Source organism: Streptomyces sp. NPDC051320 (assembly GCF_040682175.1).
Taxonomy (GTDB): domain Bacteria; phylum Actinomycetota; class Actinomycetes; order Streptomycetales; family Streptomycetaceae; genus Streptomyces.
In genome coordinates this window covers 700,515-719,285 of sequence record NZ_JBFBAL010000001.1, presented here as the reverse complement: position 1 = coordinate 719,285, position 18,771 = coordinate 700,515, and the positions used below count along the sequence as shown (strand labels likewise).

The window sequence follows — 18,771 nt, the reverse complement described above, 5'->3', positions numbered from 1 at the left end:
CTCAGGCGTGCATGCGGGCACCCTTCAGTACTTTGTCCACCGCGTTGCGCGGCCCGTACACGGCCAGCCCCACCAGGTCGAGCTGATCCCGGGGCACCGCTCGTACCGCCGCACGGTTGTCCCGGTCGTTGCCGGTCGCGAACAGGTCCCGGGTGAAGACCGCCCTCGGCAGGGCGCGGGACAGCACCCGGCCGTGCGCGGTCGTGAGCGTCTCCTTCGAGCCCTCGAAGATCAGGACCGGCTGCCGGAACATCGGCAGGTAGGCGGTGTCGTCGGCGTCCGCGTACGGCTCGCCGACCACTTCGGGCACGGCCGAGCCGAGGCCGCTGACCAGGAAGGCCGTCACATTCAGCCGCTGCCACGGCTCCAGGTCGTCGCGCAGCAGGACGGCGATCTTGGTGTCGAATCGGACTGCGGCTTCGCGGGCCGGGGTTTCGCTGGATGCGGCTTCGCGGAGCGCGGCATCGCCGGCGGGGGTGTCGGTTCTCATGGTTCGAGACTGCCGAGTGCCGTGTCACGCCGTCTTGTACGTTTCTTGCATGGTGTCCCGGCAGGAGATCTCCGCATGGCGCCCGCCCGTCGCGGGGGTCGTGGAGGTCTTCCACGCCCATTTCACCGAGCACGCCTACCCGATGCACGTCCACGACGCGTGGACCCTGCTGATCGTCGACGACGGCGCGGTGCGCTACGACCTCGACCGGCACGAACACGGCACCCCGCACGACACGGTGTCGCTGCTTCCGCCGCACGTACCGCACAACGGGTCGCCGGCGACCCCGCAGGGCTTCCGCAAACGGGTGCTGTATCTGGACATGACGCAGCTGGACGCCGGTTTCATCGGCCCCGCGGTGGACGGTCCCGATCTGGTCGACCCGGTACTGCGTCGGCGCATCGGACAGCTGCACACCAGCCTGGCGCACCGGGGCGACGAGTTGGAGGCGGAGAGCCGACTGGCGCTGATCAGTGAGCGGCTGCGCGGGCATCTGCGGCCGGGCCTGGCGGCCCGCGGGCCGGAACCGGGCCGGGGTGTCGCCCGGACGCTGCGTGAACTGCTCGACGCGCGGCTGGTCCCCGGCGTGACCCTGGATGAGGCCGCCACCCTGGTGCACGCCCATCCCGCGCACCTGGTCCGGGCCTTCAGCGGGGCCTACGGCATCACCCCGCACCAGTACCTGATGGCCCGCCGGATCGACCGGGCCCGCCGGCTGCTGCTCGACGGGCAGCGACCGGGGGAGGTCGCGGTGGCCACCGGGTTCTACGACCAGTCCCACCTGACACGGCATTTCAAGCGGGTGGTGGGCACCGCGCCGGGACGCTACGCCCGCACCGGCATCCACGCTCGCCCCGGCGTCAGTTGAGCCTCGCCCGCGCGGATCTGGCCCGCTCCCGGACCGTCTCGGCGGCGGCCGGTTCCACCGCGGCGACGACCTCCGCGTACTCCTCCAGTTCGGTGGCGCCGCGCAGGAAGTCGCCGCGCTCCACCAGCAGCCGGGCGTGCTCGTAGCGCAACCGTGCGGGGTGTGCGGGGAGCAGCAGGGACAGTTCGACGGCCCACAGCTGCACGTCGGTCCGCTCCGGGCGGGCGGCCGCCCACGCGCGGATGTTGTTGAGGATGCGCAGGACGATCGCCGGCGGGTCGGCCGGAGCGAGCATGGACGGGTCGAGCGGCGCACCGGTGGCGCCGGTCACGAGCAGGCCCGCGTCCTGCTGGGTGAGCCGGCGGCCGCCGTCGGCCGGGTCGGCCAGGATCCGCTGCTCCGGCGGGTCGGAGGGATGGCCGAAGCCGACCACGAAGTGCCCCGGGAGACCGACCCCGTACACCGGGGCACCGGCCCGCCGGGCCACCTCCATCCAGACCACGGAGAGCAGGATCGGCAGGCCGCGGCGGCGCCGCAGTACCTCGTGCAGGAGCGAGGACTCCAGGTGCCGGTAGTCGGCGGCGGTTCCCCGGTAGCCGGCCCGGGCACCGAGCACCTCGGCCAGGGCCGGCGCCCAGTCACCGGCCGCGGTGATCCCGAAGGGCAGCAGTCCGGCGAGCCGGTCCAGTTCGATCTGGGCGGCATCGATACCGTCCTGGCCCAGCGAAGAATCGGCCTCGGTGCCCACCAGGAGACACAGCAGCGCCAGGTCGGGACGCGCCGCGCGGACCTCGTCGGCGAACTGCTGACGCCAGTCGGTGCGGTCCCCGTCGTTCATGTCGGTCTCCTCTGCCGTCCACCGGCCGCTGGTCAGGCGGAGCGGAAGTGGTGGTAGCTGTGGTGCGTCTCGAAGCCCATGCCGTCGTAGAGGGCGCGAGCGGCTGCGTTGTCCTCCTCGACCTGGAGCCAGGCCGCGGAGGCACCCTCGGCAAGCGCCGTGCGGGCGAGGGCGGTCATGACGGCGGTGGCGAGGCCCTGGCGGCGGGCCGCCGGATCCACCTCTATCGCCATGAAGCCCGCCCAGCGACCGTCGACGACGCAGCGGCCGATCGCCGCGGGCACCCGGCCGGTATCGGCGACCGAGGCGAACCAGGTGGACGGTCCGCCGGCGATCACCCGCGTCACCTCCGGACCCGGGTTCCGGAAACGCTGGTAGCGCGCCAGCCAGGCGTCGTCGAAGGAACGGGAGAGCACGACCCGCGAGATGTCCGCGTCGAGATCGCCCACCGGGGCCAGCGGCCCGGTCCTGATCAGCGCCGTCACCTCACGAGTCCAGCCGCGCCGCTCCACTTCCGCTGCCAGCACCTCCTGGGTGCCCTCGTGACCGGTGGCGATCTGCAGGTATGCGGGCAGGCCACGGGCTGCGTACCACTCGCGTACGTACGTGAGCGCCTCGTCCAGCGGGAGCCCCGGATCGCCGAGCGGGAGTACCGAATTGGCCCGGCGGGTGAAGCCCGCGGCGGCCCGGAGCTGCCAGTCGCCCAGCTGCTCGGTCTCCACCGGCGGCCAGGCGCGCGCGACGACCCGGGCCAGTTCGGCATAGCCGGCCGAAGGACCGCGTCTGCGGGCCGGTGCGGCCGGCACCGTCTTGCCCGCCACCAGCACCGATTCCGGGATGCGGACCGACACGCCCGACCGTTCTGTGATGGACAGCACACCCGCGTCCCAGGATGTGAGAACACCGACCGTGTCGGTGAACCTCCGACCACGCGCGGCCTCGCCGGTCAGCTGCCGGACTGATACCCGTTTGCCCACGTCATCAGGTGTAATTCGGACGTCGAGTCGACCGCCGGTGGTGAATTCCACAGCTCTCGCCACCCCTCCTGTTCGGATCGTGCCCAGGAACGGAGATACTAGGTGTGGGCATCGACGACGCCGCGCTCCCGCGCAGAGCAGCCCTACCGAGGAGGAACGACAGCGTGACTTACGTCATCGCGCAGCCTTGTGTCGACGTCAAGGACAAGGCGTGCATCGAGGAGTGCCCCGTCGACTGCATCTACGAGGGCTCCCGGTCCTTGTACATCCACCCGGACGAATGCGTCGACTGTGGTGCCTGTGAGCCGGTGTGTCCGGTGGAGGCGATCTTCTACGAGGACGACACCCCGGAGGAGTGGAAGGACTACTACAAGGCGAACGTCGAGTTCTTCGACGAGCTCGGTTCGCCCGGTGGTGCCTCCAAGCTCGGCCTGATCGAGCGCGACCACCCCTTCATCGCGGCGCTGCCTCCGCAGAACGGCTGAAGCCGAAGAGCCGGTCGCTCTCAAGCCCCTGGTCCCGTACGGCTCTACCGCCGTACGGGACCGCGGTGTTTGCCCGCAGCGCATGTCCGCACGAGAAAGTGAAGCACCGTGTCCGCACTCTCATCGCGTCTCCCCGCCTTCCCCTGGGACAAGCTCGAGCCGTACAAGGCGACGGCTGCCACCCACCCGGACGGCCTGGTCGATCTCTCCGTCGGCACGCCCGTCGACCCCGTTCCCGGGCTCGTGCGGGAAGCGCTGACCGCGGCGGCCGATTCGCCGGGCTATCCGACGGTGTGGGGGACCCCGGCGCTGCGCGACGCTCTCACCTCCTGGTGCGAGCGGCGGCTCGGCGCTCGCGAGGTCGCGCACACCAACGTGCTGCCGATCGTCGGCTCGAAGGAACTGGTGGCCTGGCTGCCCACCCAGCTCGGCCTGGGCGCCGGTGACCGGGTGGCCTTCCCCCGGCTCGCCTACCCGACGTACGAGGTCGGCGCGCGGCTGTGCGGCGCGGAGCCGGTGGCGTACGACGACCCGCTCGCACTCGACCCCGCGGGCATCGCGCTGCTGTGGCTCAACTCGCCGTCGAACCCGACCGGTCAGGTCCTCCCGCAGGAGGAATTGACCCGCATCGTCGCCTGGGCGCGCGAGCACGGGATCCTGCTCGCCAGCGACGAGTGCTATCTGGAACTGGGCTGGGAGGCCGACCCGGTATCGGTACTGCACCCGGATGTCTGCGGTGGCACCTACGAGGGCCTGGTCGCGGTCCACTCGCTGTCCAAGCGGTCCAACCTGGCCGGCTACCGGGCCGCGTTCCTGGCGGGCGACGCGGAGGTGCTGGGCGAGCTGCTGCAGATCCGCAAGCACGGCGGAATGATGACGGCCGCGCCGGTGCAGGCCGCCGTGGTCGCCGCGCTGGGTGACGACGTGCACGTCCAGGAGCAGCGGGCGCGGTACGCGGCCCGGCGGACGGCGCTCCGCGCGGCGCTGGAGTCGCACGGCTTCCGGATCGAGCACAGCGAGGCGAGCCTCTACCTGTGGGCCACCCGCGACGAGCCCTGCTGGCAGACGGTGGCCCACCTCGCGGAGCTCGGCATCCTGGTGGCGCCGGGTGACTTCTACGGCGTGGCCGGCGAGCAGTTCGTACGGGTGGCGCTGACCGCCACCGACGAGCGGGTGGCGGCTGCGGTGAAGCGGCTGGAAGGCTGAGTCCGGGCGGGCGCCGATCGCGCCTGCCGACACCGTGCCGAGCGCCCTGCCGACACCGTGCCGACGCCGTCGAGGCCCGAGAGAGCGGTGCTCTCTCGGGCCTCGACGTGTCAGTGCCTTACCGGCTCAGCGGCAGGCCCTTCACCGGCAGCTTGCCGGTGGGCAGGCCGCTCTTGCCGGCGATCGGCATGGCGGCGCTGCCGACGGTTCCGACGGCCTGGCCCGCGGCCGTGTGGGCCGTTCCGTCGACCGTGTTGCTCAGGCCTGCGCCGTCCAGTGCGGTCACACCGCCCAGGTTGGGGGCCTGGGGCAGTTCCGCGGCGCTTGCGGCGCCGGCCGCACCGACCACGGGGGCCGCACCCGCCGCGATGAGCAGCGCGGTACGGGCGATCCGACGGGTCAGGGAGAGGGACATGGTGCTCCTTGAGCGGGAGGGGAAAAGAAAGTCCGGCGTTCGGACGCTGTGACAACCGCTCGGGGGGAGGGGGAAGTTGCGGCGCCCCGGGTAAAGACTCTTTAATGCGTCGCATTATCTGTTTCGGCGAAAAACGGACAATTGCGGTCGCGCCCAAGTGGCTGCAGAACCGTCACTTCCCTTGGCTGCCAAGGGACTTCGGGATCATGCGCGACCTGGTGCGGAGCGCTTGCGGGACGCTCGCCGGGCGGGCCGGAAGGGACGCCTGCGGGGGACGGCTCGTGCGGATGTGCGATCTCGCCCAGCGCCAGTTCGCCGGCCCCATTTCGCCGGCCCCATTTCACCGGCCCCATTTCACCGGCCCCGTGCCATCGGCGCTATTTCACCAGCGCTATCCGGACCTCGCCGGTACTCCGCGCCGCCGGCCCCGCGGACTTCGGGGCAGTCCCCTTCCAGGAACTCCCGGCGGCGCCCGCCGTCCACTGCCGGCCCGCGTAGGAGACCCGGTCGATACGGAGCGCGGAGGAGTTGGCCACCGCCCAGTGCGCGAGTTCCCACCCGCGCCGGTTCGCGGCGCTCCGGTCGGCGGCCGAACCGGTCGCCGCCGAGCCGGTGGCCGGCACCGGCACGGTCACCTCGGAGCTCTGCCCGGACTGCCCGGCGGGCAACACGCCGGCCCCGAAGGCGCGGGTCAGCCGGGAGCGCACCTTCGCCGGATCGCCCGGCAGGGTGCCCTTCGCCGCCGAGCAGGTGAACGCGGCCGCCTTCCGGCCCGTGAGCGCGGACGCCAACAGCGTGGCGTCCGGCTCGTGTTTCGCGTACGCCTCAGGGAAAGCGCTGCGCTGTACCCGCTGCGCGGCGACCGTCAGCGGCAGCCGGGAGTAGCCGGGGACCTGGTCGAGGTGCTCGTAGAACTTCCCGGCCGCGTAGACCGGGTCGAGGATCTGCTTCGCGGTGCCCCAGCCCTGCGAGGGCCGCTGTTGGAAGAGCCCGAGCGAGTCGCGGTCACCGTGGTCGAGATCGCGCAGCCCCGACTCCTGCAGCGCCGTCGCCAGCGCGATGGTCACCGCGCGCTCCGGCATTCCGCGCGAGGTGCCGACGACGGAGATCGTCGCGGCGTTGGCGGCCTGTTCGGGGCTGAGCTCATAGGTGCGTCCGCCGGCCGTACCGGCGGTGCAGCGCGGCGCGCCACCGCCACCGCTGACGTACTTCGCGACCAGGTAACCCGCCACGGCGAGCAGGACGACGAGAGCGGCCGCTACCCGCAGGAGGCGGCCACGGCGGGGGGCGGCGGTGGGCTGGGACACGACGCCACCGTACTGGAGCGGACCCGACGGCCTGGCGCGCGATAGGGGGCGGGCTTGTGGCGTCCCCCGTCGCGCGCGGGGCCGTTAGGGTCTGAGCCATGTCCCGCATCGCACTTGACCTCACGCTCGACGCCCCCACCCTGACCGCCCGGCTTGTCGACTTCCCGTCCGAGAGCGGCACGGAGAAGCCCCTCGCGGACGCCGTCCACCAGGCGCTGAGCGCGCTGCCCCACCTGACGGTGGACCGCTACGGCAACAACGTGGTGGCCCGCACGAACCTCGGCCGGGCCGAGCGTGTCGTACTGGCCGGGCACCTGGACACCGTGCCGATCGCGGACAACGTCCCGTCCCGGCTCGACGAGGACGGCGTGCTCTGGGGCTGCGGGACCAGTGACATGAAGTCCGGGGTGGCCGTGCAGCTGCGGATCGCCGCGACGCTGCCCGAGCCCAACCGGGACCTCACCTTCGTCTTCTACGACAACGAGGAGGTCGCCGCCGAACTCAACGGCCTCAAGCACGTGGCCGAGGCCCACCCCGACTGGCTGGCCGCCGATTTCGCGGTCCTGCTCGAATCCTCCGACTGCGAGGTCGAGGGCGGCTGCCAGGGCACGCTGCGGGTGCTGCTGCGCACGAAGGGTGAGCGATCCCACTCGGCGCGCGCCTGGATGGGGTCCAACGCGATCCACGCGGCGGCGCCGATCCTGGCCAAGCTGGCCGCGTACGAGCCGCGCCGGCCGGTGATCGACGGCCTGCGGTTCCACGAGGGCCTCAACGCGGTACGGATCGAGGCGGGCGTCGCCAACAACGTCATCCCCGACGCCTGCACCGTGGTGGTCAACTTCCGTTACGCGCCGGACCGCAGCGAGGAGCAGGCCCTGGCGTACGTCAGGGAGTTCTTCGCCGACTGCGACATCGACGAGTTCGTCCTGGACGACCACTCCGGCGGCGCGCTGCCCGGCCTGTCCCACCCGGCGGCTGCCGCCTTCATGGCGGCGGTCGGCGGCACCGCCAGGCCGAAGTTCGGCTGGACGGACGTCTCCCGCTTCAGCGCGCTCGGTGTCCCCGCCGTCAACTACGGTCCCGGCAATCCACTGCTGGCGCACAAGCGTGACGAGCGGGTCGCGATCGCGATGATCTCTCAGGCCGAGGAACGACTCCGCGCCTGGCTGACGGCCTGATTTTCCCCGTTCGTCATCTGCTCGGCCCTACGCTTGCGGAACACGCACAGCGGAGGGAGCACAACATGGGCAACCCTGAGGGAGCACCGGCGCCGGAGGAACAGCGGCTCGGCCCGGTGGTGCGGCGCCGGGAGCAGGTCCAGCCCGGCACCACCGACCAGCGGCTGCTCGACACCCCCGAGGACGGCTCCGCGGACTGGGTGCACACCGACCCCTGGCGGGTCATGCGCATCCAGTCCGAGTTCGTCGAGGGCTTCGGCACCCTGGCCGAGCTGCCCAGCGCCATCAGCGTCTTCGGCTCGGCCCGCACGAAGGCCGGCTCACCGGAGTACGAAGCGGGCGTACGGATCGGCCGGGCCCTGGTGGACGCCGGCTTCGCGGTCATCACCGGCGGCGGTCCCGGCGCGATGGAAGCGGCCAACAAGGGCGCCAGGGAGGGCAACGGAATCTCCGTCGGGCTCGGCATCGAGCTGCCCTTCGAGCAGGGCCTCAACCCGCATGTCGACATCGGAGTGAACTTCCGGTACTTCTTCGTCCGCAAGACGATGTTCGTGAAGTACGCCCAGGGCTTCGTCGTCCTGCCCGGCGGCCTCGGCACCCTGGACGAGCTCTTCGAGGCACTGACGCTGGTGCAGACCCGGAAGGTCACCAAGTTCCCGATCGTGCTGTTCGGTACGGAGTACTGGGGCGGCCTGGTGGACTGGCTGCGGGGCACGGTCGTCGCGCAGGGCAAGGCCTCGGAGTGGGACCTGCTGCTCTTCCACGTCACGGACGACGTGGAGGAGGCGGTGGCGCTGGTGACGAAGGAGACGGGGTTGTAGCCGGGGACGGGTCCGCCTGCGGCGGGGCTTACGGGGCTCGGCCCCGTGCCCCGCTCCTCAAACTCCCCCGGACTCCGTCCGGGGGAGCCCCCAGGAGGGGCTGGTTCTCGCCGCCAGTATGGGTGGAGGTGGCTGCACGATGAAGCCGGCGTCAGCAAAATGAAGCCCGTCCTGGGGGCACCTCCCAGCGTTAGCTGGGGGAGTTTGAGGACAACGGGGTCCGGGGCGGAGCCCCGGGGTCAAGCCCCCGCTACGCCAGCCCGCGACGGGCCACCGCCGGTGGCCGGTGGCCGGCGATCGCCGCCACCATGTCCAGCACCTGGCGGGTCTCGGCAACCTCGTGCACCCGATACACCCGCGCCCCCAGCCACGCCGACACCGCGGTCGTCGCCAGCGTCCCCAGCAGCCGGTCCTTCACCGGCCGGTCCAGCGTCTCGCCGACGAAGTCCTTGTTGGAGAGCGAGACCAGCACCGGCCAGCCCGTCTCCGTCATCTCGCCGAGCCGCCGGGTCGCCTCGAGCGAGTGGCGGGTGTTCTTCCCGAAGTCGTGACCGGGGTCGATCATGATGCCGTCGCGCCGGACACCCAGCGAGACCGCCCGCTCGGCCAGGCCCACCGTCACCCGCAGGATGTCGGCCATCACGTCCTGGTACTCGGTGCGGTGCGGCCGGGTCCGTGGCTCCGCGCCGCCCGCGTGCGTGCACACCAGGCCGGCTCCGAACTTCGCCGCCACCTCGGCCAGCTGCGGATCCACCCCGCCCCAGGCGTCGTTGAGCAGGTCGGCGCCGGCTTCGCAGACGGCCTCGGCCACCTCGTGCCGCCAGGTGTCGACGCTGATGACCACATCGGGGTGGCGCCGGCGCACCTCGGCGACGAAGCCGACCGTGCGGCGGGCCTCTTCCTCGGCCGTGACATCCTCGCCGGGACCTGCCTTGACCCCGCCGATGTCGATGATCGCGGCGCCCTCCGACACCGCCTGTGCCACCCGGGCCAGCGCCGGCTGGTCGCGGAAGGTGGCCCCCTGGTCGTAGAAGGAGTCCGGGGTCCGGTTCACGATCGCCATGATCACCGGTTCGTGCGCGTCGAACTCGCGCCGTCCCAACCGCAACATCTCGCCGTATCCTCCTGATGCTCCTCTTCGCCTGTGACCTTACGCCGTCAGCTCTCAGCTGCCCGTGGCACGATCGGGGGCAGCACAGTTTCGACACCTGGGGAGAGGCGCGTCCGTGTTCTGGTTCTTGCTGATCGCGATGGTCGTGGTGGTCGCGGCGGTCACCCTCGCGGTGGTCGGCGACGGCGACGGCACCGTGTTGCCCGAGGTGTCGCCCGAACTGCCGACCGACCCGCTGCCGACCGCCCGCCCGGTGGCCCGGGCGGACATCGAGGCACTCCGGCTGCCGATGGTGGTGCGCGGCTACCGGATGGCCGACGTGGACGACGTACTGAGCCGGCTGGGCGCCGAGCTCGCCGAGCGGGATGCCAGGATCACCGAGCTCGAGTCGGCGCTCGCCGGCGCCCGGGCCGCCGCGGCCACCGACGAGGATCAGCGGCGATGAGCGCGGACGTGGTGGCCGGGCCCGACGGCAAGCTGCGGTGTCCCTGGGGGGTGTCAACCGAGGACTATGTCGCCTATCACGACACCGAGTGGGGCAAGCCGGTGCGCGGTGACGACGCGCTGTACGAGCGGCTCTGCCTGGAGGCGTTCCAGTCGGGCCTGTCCTGGATCACGATCCTGCGCCGCCGCGAAGGCTTCCGCACCGCGTTCGCCGGGTTCCGGATCGCCGGCGTGGCGGCCTTCACCGACGAGGACCGGGAGCGGCTGCTCGCCGACCCGGGGATCATCCGCAACCGCGCCAAGATCGACGCCACGCTCGCCAACGCCCGGGTGCTCGCCGGCTGGCGGGCCGGCGAGCTGGACGCGCTGATCTGGTCGTACGCGCCCGACCCCGCCACCCGTCCGGTGCCCCGCTCCGGGGCCGAGATCCCCGCGGTGACGCCGGAGTCCACCGCGCTGGCGAAGGAACTCAAGAAGCGGGGCATCCGCTTCGTCGGGCCGACCACGGCCTACGCTCTGATGCAGGCGTGCGGCCTGGTCGACGACCATCTCGCGCAGTGCTCGGCGCGGAGCACGCCGCAGGCCTGATACCGCAGGACGCGGCCTGCCTCAGCGGCCCAGGTACTTCGGCTTCGTCTTGTTGACGAAGGCCTCGACCGCGATGACATGGTCCTCCGACGCGCCGGCCCGCCCTTGGAGTTCGTCCTCCTTCTCCAGCGTCTCGGTCAGCGAGTGCCCCGCGCCGTAGGCGAGCGACTCCTTCAGCGCGGCATACGCCAGGGTGGGTCCCTCGGCGAGCGCACGGGCCACCGACAGGGCCTCGGCCGCCAGCTCGGCGGCCGGCACGAGCCGGTTGGCGATGCCCAGGTCGTACGCCTCCTGCGCGGTGAACGAGCGCGGGAACAGCAGCAGGTCGGCGGCGCGGCCCGGGCCGACCAGCCGGGGCAGCGTCCAGGAGACGCCGGAGTCGGCGGTCAGCGCGACGCCCGCGAACGAGGTGGTGAATTTCGCGTGGTCGGCCACCACCCGGTAGTCGGCCGCGAGCGCGAGGCCCAGTCCGGCACCGGCCGCGACACCGTTGACCCCGGCGACCACCGGTTTGGGCATCTCGGTGATGGCCCGCACGATGGGGTTGTAGTGCTCCTTCACGGTGCTCATGGTGGCGCCGCCGCCCTCGGCGCGGTCGGACCTGAGCAGACCGATGTGCTCCTTGAGGTCCTGTCCGACGCAGAAGGCGCGCCCGGCCGCGGTGAGCAGTACGGCGCGTACCTCACCGGCCGCCGCGGCGGTCTGCAGAGCATCGCGCAGCGCGACCTTCGCCTCGGTGTTCAGTGCGTTCATCGACTCGGGACGGTTGATCGTGATGGTCGCCAGTCCGTCGGTCACTTCGTAGCGCACGGTGTCCGCCATGGGCCCTCCACTGCTGCGTCGGCTGCTGATTGTGTTGGTTGGTCGTCCGGTGTTCAGCATGACGGAGATCATCCGTGGCGGACATGTGACCTGCGTCAAACGATGCTGGTCGAGAATGGTGCGGGAGGTGGCGGAGTATCGCAGGGGGAACGCCGAAATGAGGGGTTTTGAGGGTGCGCGTTGCGGAAGCGATGCAGACCGATGTTGGTCATCGGGTCCTGCCATGCGGGATAATGGCTGGGAAGCAATATGTTCGATGCCGGTGACACCTGGGTTGTCGGCTGCGATGAGCTGGTTTCAGGAAGGGGAACGAGCATGGCGGCCATGAAGCCGCGGACGGGCGACGGCCCGCTCGAGGTGACCAAGGAGGGGCGGGGCATCGTCATGCGCGTTCCGCTCGAAGGCGGCGGACGACTTGTTGTCGAGCTGACTCCGGACGAGGCCGATGCACTCGGCGACGCGCTGAAGAAGGTCGTCGGCTGAGCACCGACGCCCCCATGTTTTCACGACTGCCCCGGCTTCGGCCGGGGCAGTCGTGTGTCTGCGGCGATCAAGCCACTCAGCCGATGCGTACGGCGCAGAGCAGCCCGTCGCCCACCGGCAGCAGTGAGGGCAGCAGCTGCCGGCTCTCGCGCACCGCGCGCAGCAACTCCCGCAGATGCAGCACCTCGGCGGGCTGGGAGGCCGAGTCGACGGTACGGCCGTCCGCGAAGACACCCTCGAAGCACACCAGACCGCCAGGTCGCAGCAGACGCAACGATTCAGCGAGCACCTCCAGCGACTCCAGCCGGTCGCCGTCGCAGAAGACGAGGTCGTAACCGCCGTCCGCGAGGCGCGGCAGTACGTCCAGGGCGCGGCCCGGGATGAAGCGGGCGCGGTTGCCCGCGTATCCGGCGGCGCGGAAGGCCTCGCGGGCGAAGCCCTGCCGCTCGGGTTCCGGGTCGACGGTGGTCAGCACACCGTCCGGCCGCATGCCCTGCAGCAGGTAGATGCCGGAGACGCCGGTGCCCGTACCGATTTCCGCCACTGCCTTGGCGTCGGCCGCGGCCGCCAGCAGGCGCAGCGCCGAGCCGGTGCCCGGTGAGACCGAGGGCAGCCCGGCGTCGCGGGCCCGGTCCCGGGCCCAGCGCAGGGCTTCGTCCTCGGCGACAAAGGCGTCGGCGAACGCCCAGCTCGTCTGCCGGTTGGCGGTAATGGCCCTCTCCTGTCCCCGTAGTTGGCGCACTCGTGACTGTATCCGCTGCGCCCGGGAACCCGCAGATGGGACTGGGCGTTAGGAGAGGGCAGGGGGGACGCACATGAACGAGGATTTCGGCAATCAGTCTTATCCGGAGCTAACGGGCGAGGTGGCTATGGTAGGCACTCGACTGGACACCACCAGAGCCGATAGGGGAGGTGCGGCTGCGCCTGTGGACCGGGGAGGAGTGCTGCGGCGCTTTCTCAGGCCGTCGGGTGAGCCGAAATCCGTGACCGACATTGCTGACCACTCCACCGCTGCCCACTCCGCCCAGACAGCGACTTTCGCCTCGGACGCGGATACGCAGACATGGACCCCGCCCTCGTGGGAGGAGATCGTCAGCACGCACAGCGGCCGGGTCTATCGCCTCGCTTACCGTCTGACCGGCAATCAGCACGACGCCGAGGATCTCACCCAGGAAGTGTTCGTCCGCGTCTTCCGGTCGCTGTCGACCTACACGCCGGGCACCTTCGAGGGCTGGCTGCACCGCATCACCACCAATCTCTTCCTCGACATGGTCCGGCGCAAGCAGCGGATCCGTTTCGACGCGCTCGGTGACGACGCGGCCGAGCGGCTGCCGAGCCGCGAGCCCTCCCCGCAGCAGGTCTTCCACGACACACACTTTGACGCCGATGTGCAGCAGGCGCTGGACACGCTGGCTCCCGAGTTCCGTGCGGCAGTGGTGCTCTGCGACATCGAGGGCCTGTCGTACGAGGAGATCGCGGCCACCCTGGGCGTGAAGCTCGGCACCGTGCGCAGCAGGATCCACCGCGGCCGTTCGCACCTGCGCAAGGCGCTCCAGCACCGTTCGCCCGAGGCCCGCCGTGCGGAGCAGCGCGCGCTGGCCGGGGTGACCCCCGGCATGGACGGAGAGGATGGGACCGCGTGAGTGGATCCAGTCCGACCCCTGCCGAGCAACACCTCGGTGACCGGCTAGCAGCCCTGGTCGACGGAGAGCTGAACCATGACGCGCGCGAGCGGGTACTGGCTCACCTCGCCACCTGCCCCCGGTGCAAGACGGAGGCCGACGCCCAGCGCCGGCTCAAGAGCGTCTTCGCCGAGACCGCGCCGCCGCCCCCCTCCGAGGGACTGCTGGCACGCCTCCAGGGGCTGCCCGGCGGCCCCGGCGATGATCGGGGCAGCGGTGGACCGTTCGGCGGACGCTTCACGGACGAGTTCTTCGGCCCCGCCGGGAGACCCGACGACCGTGCCGCGGACCCCCGATTCGACGGCTTCGGCTATGTGCCCGAAGGGCCGCATGCCGGCCCGCCCGCCCCGGCCCTTCCGGACGGCGGCCCGGGCAGCGGATTCCGGATCCATCCGGTCGGCCGGTCCGGCCATGAGCGTTCGGCCTGGCGCGGGCGGAGATTCGCCTTCGCCGCGGCGAGCGCGGTGTCGCTGGCCGCGATCGCACTCGGCGGCACCCTGCCGCTCGACGGTTCTGGAGAAGCGGCCGCCCGCACCGACGTCAACGGCAACAACGTGACCCCGCTCAACGCCGCCCAGCCGGTCGGCATCAGCTCGGCCGCGGACCGCCGCAGACACGGCGACGGCGTCTTCACCATGGGTGGCCGCACGCAGGAGCAGGCCCTGCCGCCCTCCACGTTCGCCGCGGACCGCTCGGTGCCCGCCGTCGCCCCGACGCCCGTCCGGCCGCTGCTGTATTCACTCACCACCCCGCTGCTCAGGACCCCGCCGCCGGGCCCGGCGACCACGCCCGGGTCGGCGAAGCCGGCCCTTCCCTCCTCGTCGGGCCTGCCGGTTTCCTCGGCGCACTGAAGGCTTTCCGCCAAACCTGGTTGAATCCCTGGAGTGGTGCCTTCCACAAGTCACGTGGACCAGCGGCAGCAGGTGCGGGGAGAGCATGGACGACGGGACATCCACCGGAACCAAGGCCACCTGGTGGAGCAGCCCCGCGCCGGGGCGGCCGGTGCCGCGAGCGGCCGCGGCACCGCAAGCGGAGGCAACGACCGAGAGCCGAGCGCCAGAGGGCCGAGCCGCCGCGGACCACGCACCCGAGGGCACAGCAGAGCGCCCCGTACCCGACGTCATATCCGAGCGCCCGCAGGGTGCAGCCCCGGTCGGCCGGGCACAGCCCCTGCACGCCCCCGACCCCTACGGCACTCCGCCCTACGGCGGTCCAGGCCCCTGGGCGCCCGCGCCGCCGGTCCAGCGGCCGGTCCCGGCCCCGGCCCAGGGCACGCCGCTGCCGCCCCGGTACGGCCACCCCGGCCCCGTGCCGGCGCCCGCACAGCAGCAGCCCGTACCCCTGCCCGCGCAGCACACCGCACCGCACGGGCCACAGCCGTCCCAGTGGGCGCGGTACGACCCCTGGGGCGCGCCCCCGCCGCCACCCGCGCCCGCGAAGCCCCGCCGTTCCACGGTGCCGGCCATGCTGGTGCTCGCGCTGGTCGCCGCTGTGATCGGCGGCGGCGTCGGCGCGTACCTGGAGCGCAACGGGTCGATCACCGACGTCACACTGCCGCAGGCCGCCCGGGAGAGCCCGGTCCGCGCCCCCGACAGCATCGCCGGTATCGCGGCGCGGGCCCTGCCGAGCGTGGTCACCCTGCACGTCCGGGGCGGCAGCGAACAGGACACCGGCACCGGGATCATCCTGGACCGGGAAGGGCACATCCTCACCAACAACCACGTCGTCGAGCCCGCGAACTCGTCCGGGGACATCTCCGTCACCTTCAGCGGCGGCCAGAGCGCCAAGGCGGAGCTGGTCGGCAAGGACAGCGGCTACGACCTCGCGGTCGTCAAGGTCCCCGGTGTCTCCGGGCTCACCCCGATGCCCCTCGGCAACTCCGACAACGTCCAGGTCGGAGATCCGGTGGTGGCGATCGGCGCCCCCTTCGACCTCTCCAACACGGTCACCTCGGGCATCATCAGCGCCAAGGAACGCCCGATCACCGCGGGAGGCGAGAAGGGCGACGGCAGCGACATCAGCTACGTCGACGCGCTGCAGACGGACGCTCCCATCAACCCGGGCAACTCAGGCGGCCCGCTGATCGACGCCCGGGCCAGGGTGATCGGCATCAACAGCGCCATCCGCGGCGCCGACAACAGCGCGGACCCCGAAGGCAGCACGAGCGGCTCCATCGGGCTCGGCTTCGCGATCCCGGTCAACCAGGCGAAGCGGGTCGCCGAGCAGCTCATCAACACGGGCCACGCGACCCACCCGGTGATCGGCGTCACGCTCGACATGCAGTACGCGGGCGACGGGGCCCGGGTAGCGGCCAAGGCGAACGACGGCGGTCCCGCGGTGGCGGCCGGCGGCGCCGGAGCGGACGCGCGGATCGAACCCGGCGACGTCGTCACCTCGGTGGACGGCCTGCGGGTGCACAGCGGTGAGGAGCTCATCGTCAGGATCCGTGCGCACGAACCGGGCGACCGGCTGAGCCTCACCGTGCGGCGTGCCGGCCGGGACCGCACCGTGGTGCTGACGCTCGGCTCGTCGGGCGGCAACTGAACATCACCATCACCACGAGGTACCGTCCCGGCGGCTTCGCCGGGTACCGTGGTCGAGGCCCCGACCTACCCCGAACCGCGGGCCGCCGGAGAACACGAGGAGCAACCAGGTGTTCAATGACATAGGCCCACTCGAGATCGTGACGCTCGTGGTCCTCGCCGTGATCGTCTTCGGCCCGGACAAGCTGCCCAAGGTCATTCAGGACGTCACGCGGACGATCCGTAAGATCCGCGAGTTCTCCGAGAGCGCGAAGCAGGACATCCGCACCGAGCTGGGCCCCGAGTTCAAGGACTTCGACTTCGAGGACCTCAACCCCAAGACGTTCGTCCGCAAGCAGCTGATGGACAACGACGATCTGGGGCTGAAGGAGATCCGTAGCAGTTTCGACCTCAAGAAGGAGATCTCCGAGGTCGCGGACGCCGTCCAGGGCAAGGAGAGCGCCCCGGCGATCGCCCCCGCGAACGGCTCTGCGACGAATGGCGCGGCGACCGCTCCGGACCTGCTGAAGAAGCGTGTGAAGCTCGACACCGATGAGCGTCCGCCGTTCGACTCCGACGCCACCTGAGTATTCTCCAACTGTCCGGCAGTGAGGGCGCGCCCGTTGGGGCGGGCCGCTTCGGACACTGAGGATCGAGGAGGCGCCGGCACATGGAGACGACGAGTCGGACGGGGACACGGACGGTCGACGGCTATCTGAGCGCGCCCTTTTCCTGGTACGGCCTCGACGAGGCATTCACCGGACCACGCTGGCTGATGCAGGTCGGGATGACCGCCGACGGAAGCGTCCAGCACGGCTCCCTCGGACATGGCGACGAGCCGTCGGTGCGGACCGAGACCAGACCCGACAAGGAACGCTTCGCGGTGGTGGTCACCGTCGGTTCCAGTCCCGTGCAGCACAGCGGTGACGGCACCGGCGTCCTGGAGGCCACCTCGGTGGCGTCGGCGGCCTGGCTGGCCGGGTCGGGGCTGCTGGCCTACACCTGGCCCGCCCAGCTGGACCACGGGCTCCGCGACGAGTGGCTCGACCAGCAGACCGAGACCGCTTTCGAGCTGGCCGACGACCTGTCCGGCGCCGAATGGTCGGCCCTGACCCTGCCGGTGGACGGAGCACCGACCTCGTTCGCCTACCGCGAGTCCGAGTTCGGCTGGGTGCTCGCCGGCTCGGCGCGTGCAGGGGTGCACCTGGGGGCGTACGGGCGCGGAATGAGCGCGTACGGTCTGGGCTTCGCGGTGGCCAAGGACATCACGGCTTACACGTAGCCGCCGCTGTGCCCGGTGGGGCGCCCGCGGGGGGACCCCACCAATGGCCCAGCGGCGGCTCAGAACTTTTCGCTGCCTAGAACTTGTTGCGCGGTGTCACACCCAGCGACATGCCGGCGAGGCCGCGCTGGCGGCTGCTCAGCTTGTCGGCGATGGCACGGAGCGCCGCACCCGCGGGGGAGCCCGGGTCGGTCAGTACGACGGGCTTGCCCTCGTCGCCGCCCTCCCGCAGCCGTACGTCGATCGGGATGGAGCCGAGTACCGGCACCGTCGCGCCGGTGGTCTTCGTCAGGCCTTCGGCGACCTTCTGTCCGCCGCCGGTGCCGAAGACGTCGACCATCTCGTCGCAGTGCGGGCACGGCAGGCCGGACATGTTCTCGACGACGCCGACGATCTTCTGGTGGGTCTGCACCGCGATGGACCCGGCCCGCTCGGCCACCTCGGCCGCCGCCTGCTGCGGGGTGGTGACCACCAGGATCTCGGCGTTCGGCACCAGCTGGGCCACCGAGATGGCGATGTCGCCGGTGCCCGGCGGCAGGTCGAGCAGCAGGACGTCCAGGTCGCCCCAGTACACGTCCGCGAGGAACTGCTGGAGCGCGCGGTGCAGCATCGGCCCGCGCCACACCACCGGGGCGTTGCCCGGGGTGAACATGCCGATCGAGATGACCTTCACGCCGTTCGCCGACGGCGGCATGATCATGTTTTCGACCTGGGTGGGCGAGCCGTAAGCGCCGAGCATCCGGGGCACGCTGTGCCCGTAGATGTCCGCGTCGACCACACCGACCTTCAGGCCGTCCGCGGCGAGCGCGGCGGCCAGGTTGACGGTCACCGACGACTTGCCGACGCCGCCCTTGCCGGAGGCGACCGCGTACACCCGGGTCAGCGAGCCGGGCTTGGCGAAGGGCACCTCGCGCTCGGCGGTGCCGCCGCGCAGCGAGGACGCGAGTTCCTTGCGCTGCTCGTCGCTCATCACGTCGAGCTCGACGCTGACCGAGGTCACCCCTTCGACCCGGGCGACCGCGTCGGTGACGTTGGTGGTGATGGTCTCGCGCATCGGACAGCCGGAGACGGTGAGGTACACCGTGACAGCGACCGCACCGTCCGCTCCGATGTCGACCGACTTCACCATGCCGAGCTCGGTGATCGGTCGGTGGATCTCGGGGTCGTTCACTGTCGCCAGCGCTTCACGCACCGCGTCTTCCGTAGCCATGCGTCGATGGTACGGCGCCCACGGCCCTGACGGGGAAGGGCC

General features: G+C 71.4%; 21 protein-coding genes and 1 pseudogene. 13 read left to right on the top strand and 9 right to left on the bottom strand.

The features are described 5' to 3' along the window. Window position 1: 1 nt before the first annotated feature. A complete protein-coding gene (locus tag AB0M87_RS03490) occupies window positions 2–490 on the bottom strand; it encodes a DUF2000 domain-containing protein (RefSeq protein ID WP_365849704.1) in 489 nt (162 codons plus the stop codon). Between the two features lie 49 nt (window positions 491–539). Between AB0M87_RS03490 and AB0M87_RS03485 the strand changes: the two genes are divergently transcribed. Next, window positions 540–1,358: an AraC family transcriptional regulator gene (locus tag AB0M87_RS03485; protein ID WP_365849703.1), complete on the top strand. Its 819-nt coding sequence runs from the start codon at window positions 540–542 to the stop codon at window positions 1,356–1,358. Here AB0M87_RS03485 and AB0M87_RS03480 read toward each other — a convergent pair. Both AB0M87_RS03480 and AB0M87_RS03475 read right to left on the bottom strand, forming a co-directional pair. Then, on the bottom strand, window positions 1,351–2,196 hold the full coding sequence (locus AB0M87_RS03480) for a transglutaminase-like domain-containing protein (RefSeq protein WP_365849701.1): 846 nt from the start codon (window positions 2,194–2,196) through the stop codon (window positions 1,351–1,353). The genes AB0M87_RS03485 and AB0M87_RS03480 overlap by 8 nt on opposite strands. A 32-nt stretch (window positions 2,197–2,228) precedes the next feature. Continuing rightward, complete coding sequence (locus AB0M87_RS03475; protein ID WP_365849699.1) at window positions 2,229–3,224, bottom strand: GNAT family N-acetyltransferase; 996 nt, start codon at window positions 3,222–3,224, stop codon at window positions 2,229–2,231. A 113-nt stretch (window positions 3,225–3,337) separates the two neighbouring features. On the opposite strand from AB0M87_RS03475, the gene fdxA reads away from it, so the two are divergent. Further along, the gene (gene fdxA / locus AB0M87_RS03470; RefSeq protein WP_003985062.1) at window positions 3,338–3,658 is read left to right on the top strand and encodes a ferredoxin; all 321 of its coding nucleotides are present in this window, start codon (window positions 3,338–3,340) and stop codon (window positions 3,656–3,658) included. Between the two features lie 108 nt (window positions 3,659–3,766). Then, window positions 3,767–4,864, top strand: coding sequence for a succinyldiaminopimelate transaminase (gene dapC, locus AB0M87_RS03465; protein WP_365849698.1), 1,098 nt, complete (start codon window positions 3,767–3,769; stop codon window positions 4,862–4,864). 118 nt (window positions 4,865–4,982) lie between these two features. Here dapC and AB0M87_RS03460 read toward each other — a convergent pair whose 3' ends face one another. Both AB0M87_RS03460 and AB0M87_RS03455 read right to left on the bottom strand, forming a co-directional pair. After that, a complete protein-coding gene (locus AB0M87_RS03460; RefSeq protein WP_365849697.1) occupies window positions 4,983–5,279 on the bottom strand; it encodes an ATP-binding protein in 297 nt (98 codons plus the stop codon). 377 nt (window positions 5,280–5,656) lie between these two features. Continuing rightward, a complete protein-coding gene (locus AB0M87_RS03455) occupies window positions 5,657–6,586 on the bottom strand; it encodes a hypothetical protein (protein ID WP_365849696.1) in 930 nt (309 codons plus the stop codon). Between the two features lie 98 nt (window positions 6,587–6,684). Between AB0M87_RS03455 and dapE the strand changes: the two genes are divergently transcribed. Both dapE and AB0M87_RS03445 read left to right on the top strand, forming a co-directional pair. Then, on the top strand, window positions 6,685–7,764 hold the full coding sequence (gene dapE, locus AB0M87_RS03450) for a succinyl-diaminopimelate desuccinylase (protein ID WP_365849694.1): 1,080 nt from the start codon (window positions 6,685–6,687) through the stop codon (window positions 7,762–7,764). A 65-nt stretch (window positions 7,765–7,829) separates the two neighbouring features. Next, window positions 7,830–8,585, top strand: coding sequence for a TIGR00730 family Rossman fold protein (locus tag AB0M87_RS03445; RefSeq protein ID WP_365849692.1), 756 nt, complete (start codon window positions 7,830–7,832; stop codon window positions 8,583–8,585). Between the two features lie 250 nt (window positions 8,586–8,835). Here the strand turns inward: AB0M87_RS03445 and folP are convergent, their stop codons facing one another. Further along, the gene (gene folP / locus AB0M87_RS03440; RefSeq protein WP_365849690.1) at window positions 8,836–9,696 is read right to left on the bottom strand and encodes a dihydropteroate synthase; all 861 of its coding nucleotides are present in this window, start codon (window positions 9,694–9,696) and stop codon (window positions 8,836–8,838) included. Between the two features lie 139 nt (window positions 9,697–9,835). Here folP and AB0M87_RS03435 point away from each other — a divergent pair. Together AB0M87_RS03435 and AB0M87_RS03430 are read left to right on the top strand one after the other, a co-directional pair. Next, window positions 9,836–10,114: pseudogene (locus AB0M87_RS03435) on the top strand (DivIVA domain-containing protein); the annotation flags it as partial. Between the two features lie 23 nt (window positions 10,115–10,137). Then, on the top strand, window positions 10,138–10,728 hold the full coding sequence (locus AB0M87_RS03430) for a DNA-3-methyladenine glycosylase I (RefSeq protein WP_365849688.1): 591 nt from the start codon (window positions 10,138–10,140) through the stop codon (window positions 10,726–10,728). A 21-nt stretch (window positions 10,729–10,749) separates the two neighbouring features. Here AB0M87_RS03430 and AB0M87_RS03425 read toward each other — a convergent pair whose 3' ends face one another. Continuing rightward, a complete protein-coding gene (locus tag AB0M87_RS03425; protein ID WP_365849687.1) occupies window positions 10,750–11,550 on the bottom strand; it encodes an enoyl-CoA hydratase-related protein in 801 nt (266 codons plus the stop codon). Window positions 11,551–11,865: 315 nt separating this feature from the next. Here AB0M87_RS03425 and AB0M87_RS03420 point away from each other — a divergent pair, with 315 nt between their 5' ends. Then, window positions 11,866–12,033: a DUF3117 domain-containing protein gene (locus AB0M87_RS03420; protein WP_003966491.1), complete on the top strand. Its 168-nt coding sequence runs from the start codon at window positions 11,866–11,868 to the stop codon at window positions 12,031–12,033. Window positions 12,034–12,109: 76 nt separating this feature from the next. Here the strand turns inward: AB0M87_RS03420 and AB0M87_RS03415 are convergent, their stop codons facing one another. Then, window positions 12,110–12,775 (bottom strand): O-methyltransferase, encoded by a 666-nt coding sequence (locus AB0M87_RS03415; RefSeq protein ID WP_365849685.1) that lies wholly within the window; start codon window positions 12,773–12,775, stop codon window positions 12,110–12,112. Window positions 12,776–12,902: 127 nt separating this feature from the next. On the opposite strand from AB0M87_RS03415, the gene sigE reads away from it, so the two are divergent. From sigE to AB0M87_RS03390, 5 genes are all read left to right on the top strand, one after another. Next, window positions 12,903–13,676: an RNA polymerase sigma factor SigE gene (gene sigE / locus AB0M87_RS03410; protein ID WP_365849684.1), complete on the top strand. Its 774-nt coding sequence runs from the start codon at window positions 12,903–12,905 to the stop codon at window positions 13,674–13,676. Next, on the top strand, window positions 13,673–14,566 hold the full coding sequence (locus AB0M87_RS03405) for a zf-HC2 domain-containing protein (RefSeq protein ID WP_365849683.1): 894 nt from the start codon (window positions 13,673–13,675) through the stop codon (window positions 14,564–14,566). The genes sigE and AB0M87_RS03405 overlap by 4 nt, the downstream gene beginning before the upstream one ends. 85 nt (window positions 14,567–14,651) lie before the next feature. Further along, window positions 14,652–16,259 (top strand): trypsin-like peptidase domain-containing protein, encoded by a 1,608-nt coding sequence (locus AB0M87_RS03400; protein WP_365849682.1) that lies wholly within the window; start codon window positions 14,652–14,654, stop codon window positions 16,257–16,259. Window positions 16,260–16,368: 109 nt separating this feature from the next. Beyond that, window positions 16,369–16,824, top strand: a complete 456-nt coding sequence (locus tag AB0M87_RS03395; protein WP_365849681.1) for a sec-independent translocase — start codon at window positions 16,369–16,371, stop codon at window positions 16,822–16,824. 83 nt (window positions 16,825–16,907) lie between these two features. Then, on the top strand, window positions 16,908–17,519 hold the full coding sequence (locus AB0M87_RS03390) for a hypothetical protein (RefSeq protein WP_365849679.1): 612 nt from the start codon (window positions 16,908–16,910) through the stop codon (window positions 17,517–17,519). A 76-nt stretch (window positions 17,520–17,595) separates the two neighbouring features. Here AB0M87_RS03390 and AB0M87_RS03385 read toward each other — a convergent pair whose 3' ends face one another. After that, on the bottom strand, window positions 17,596–18,729 hold the full coding sequence (locus AB0M87_RS03385; protein ID WP_365849677.1) for an Mrp/NBP35 family ATP-binding protein: 1,134 nt from the start codon (window positions 18,727–18,729) through the stop codon (window positions 17,596–17,598). Window positions 18,730–18,771: the final 42 nt, after the last annotated feature.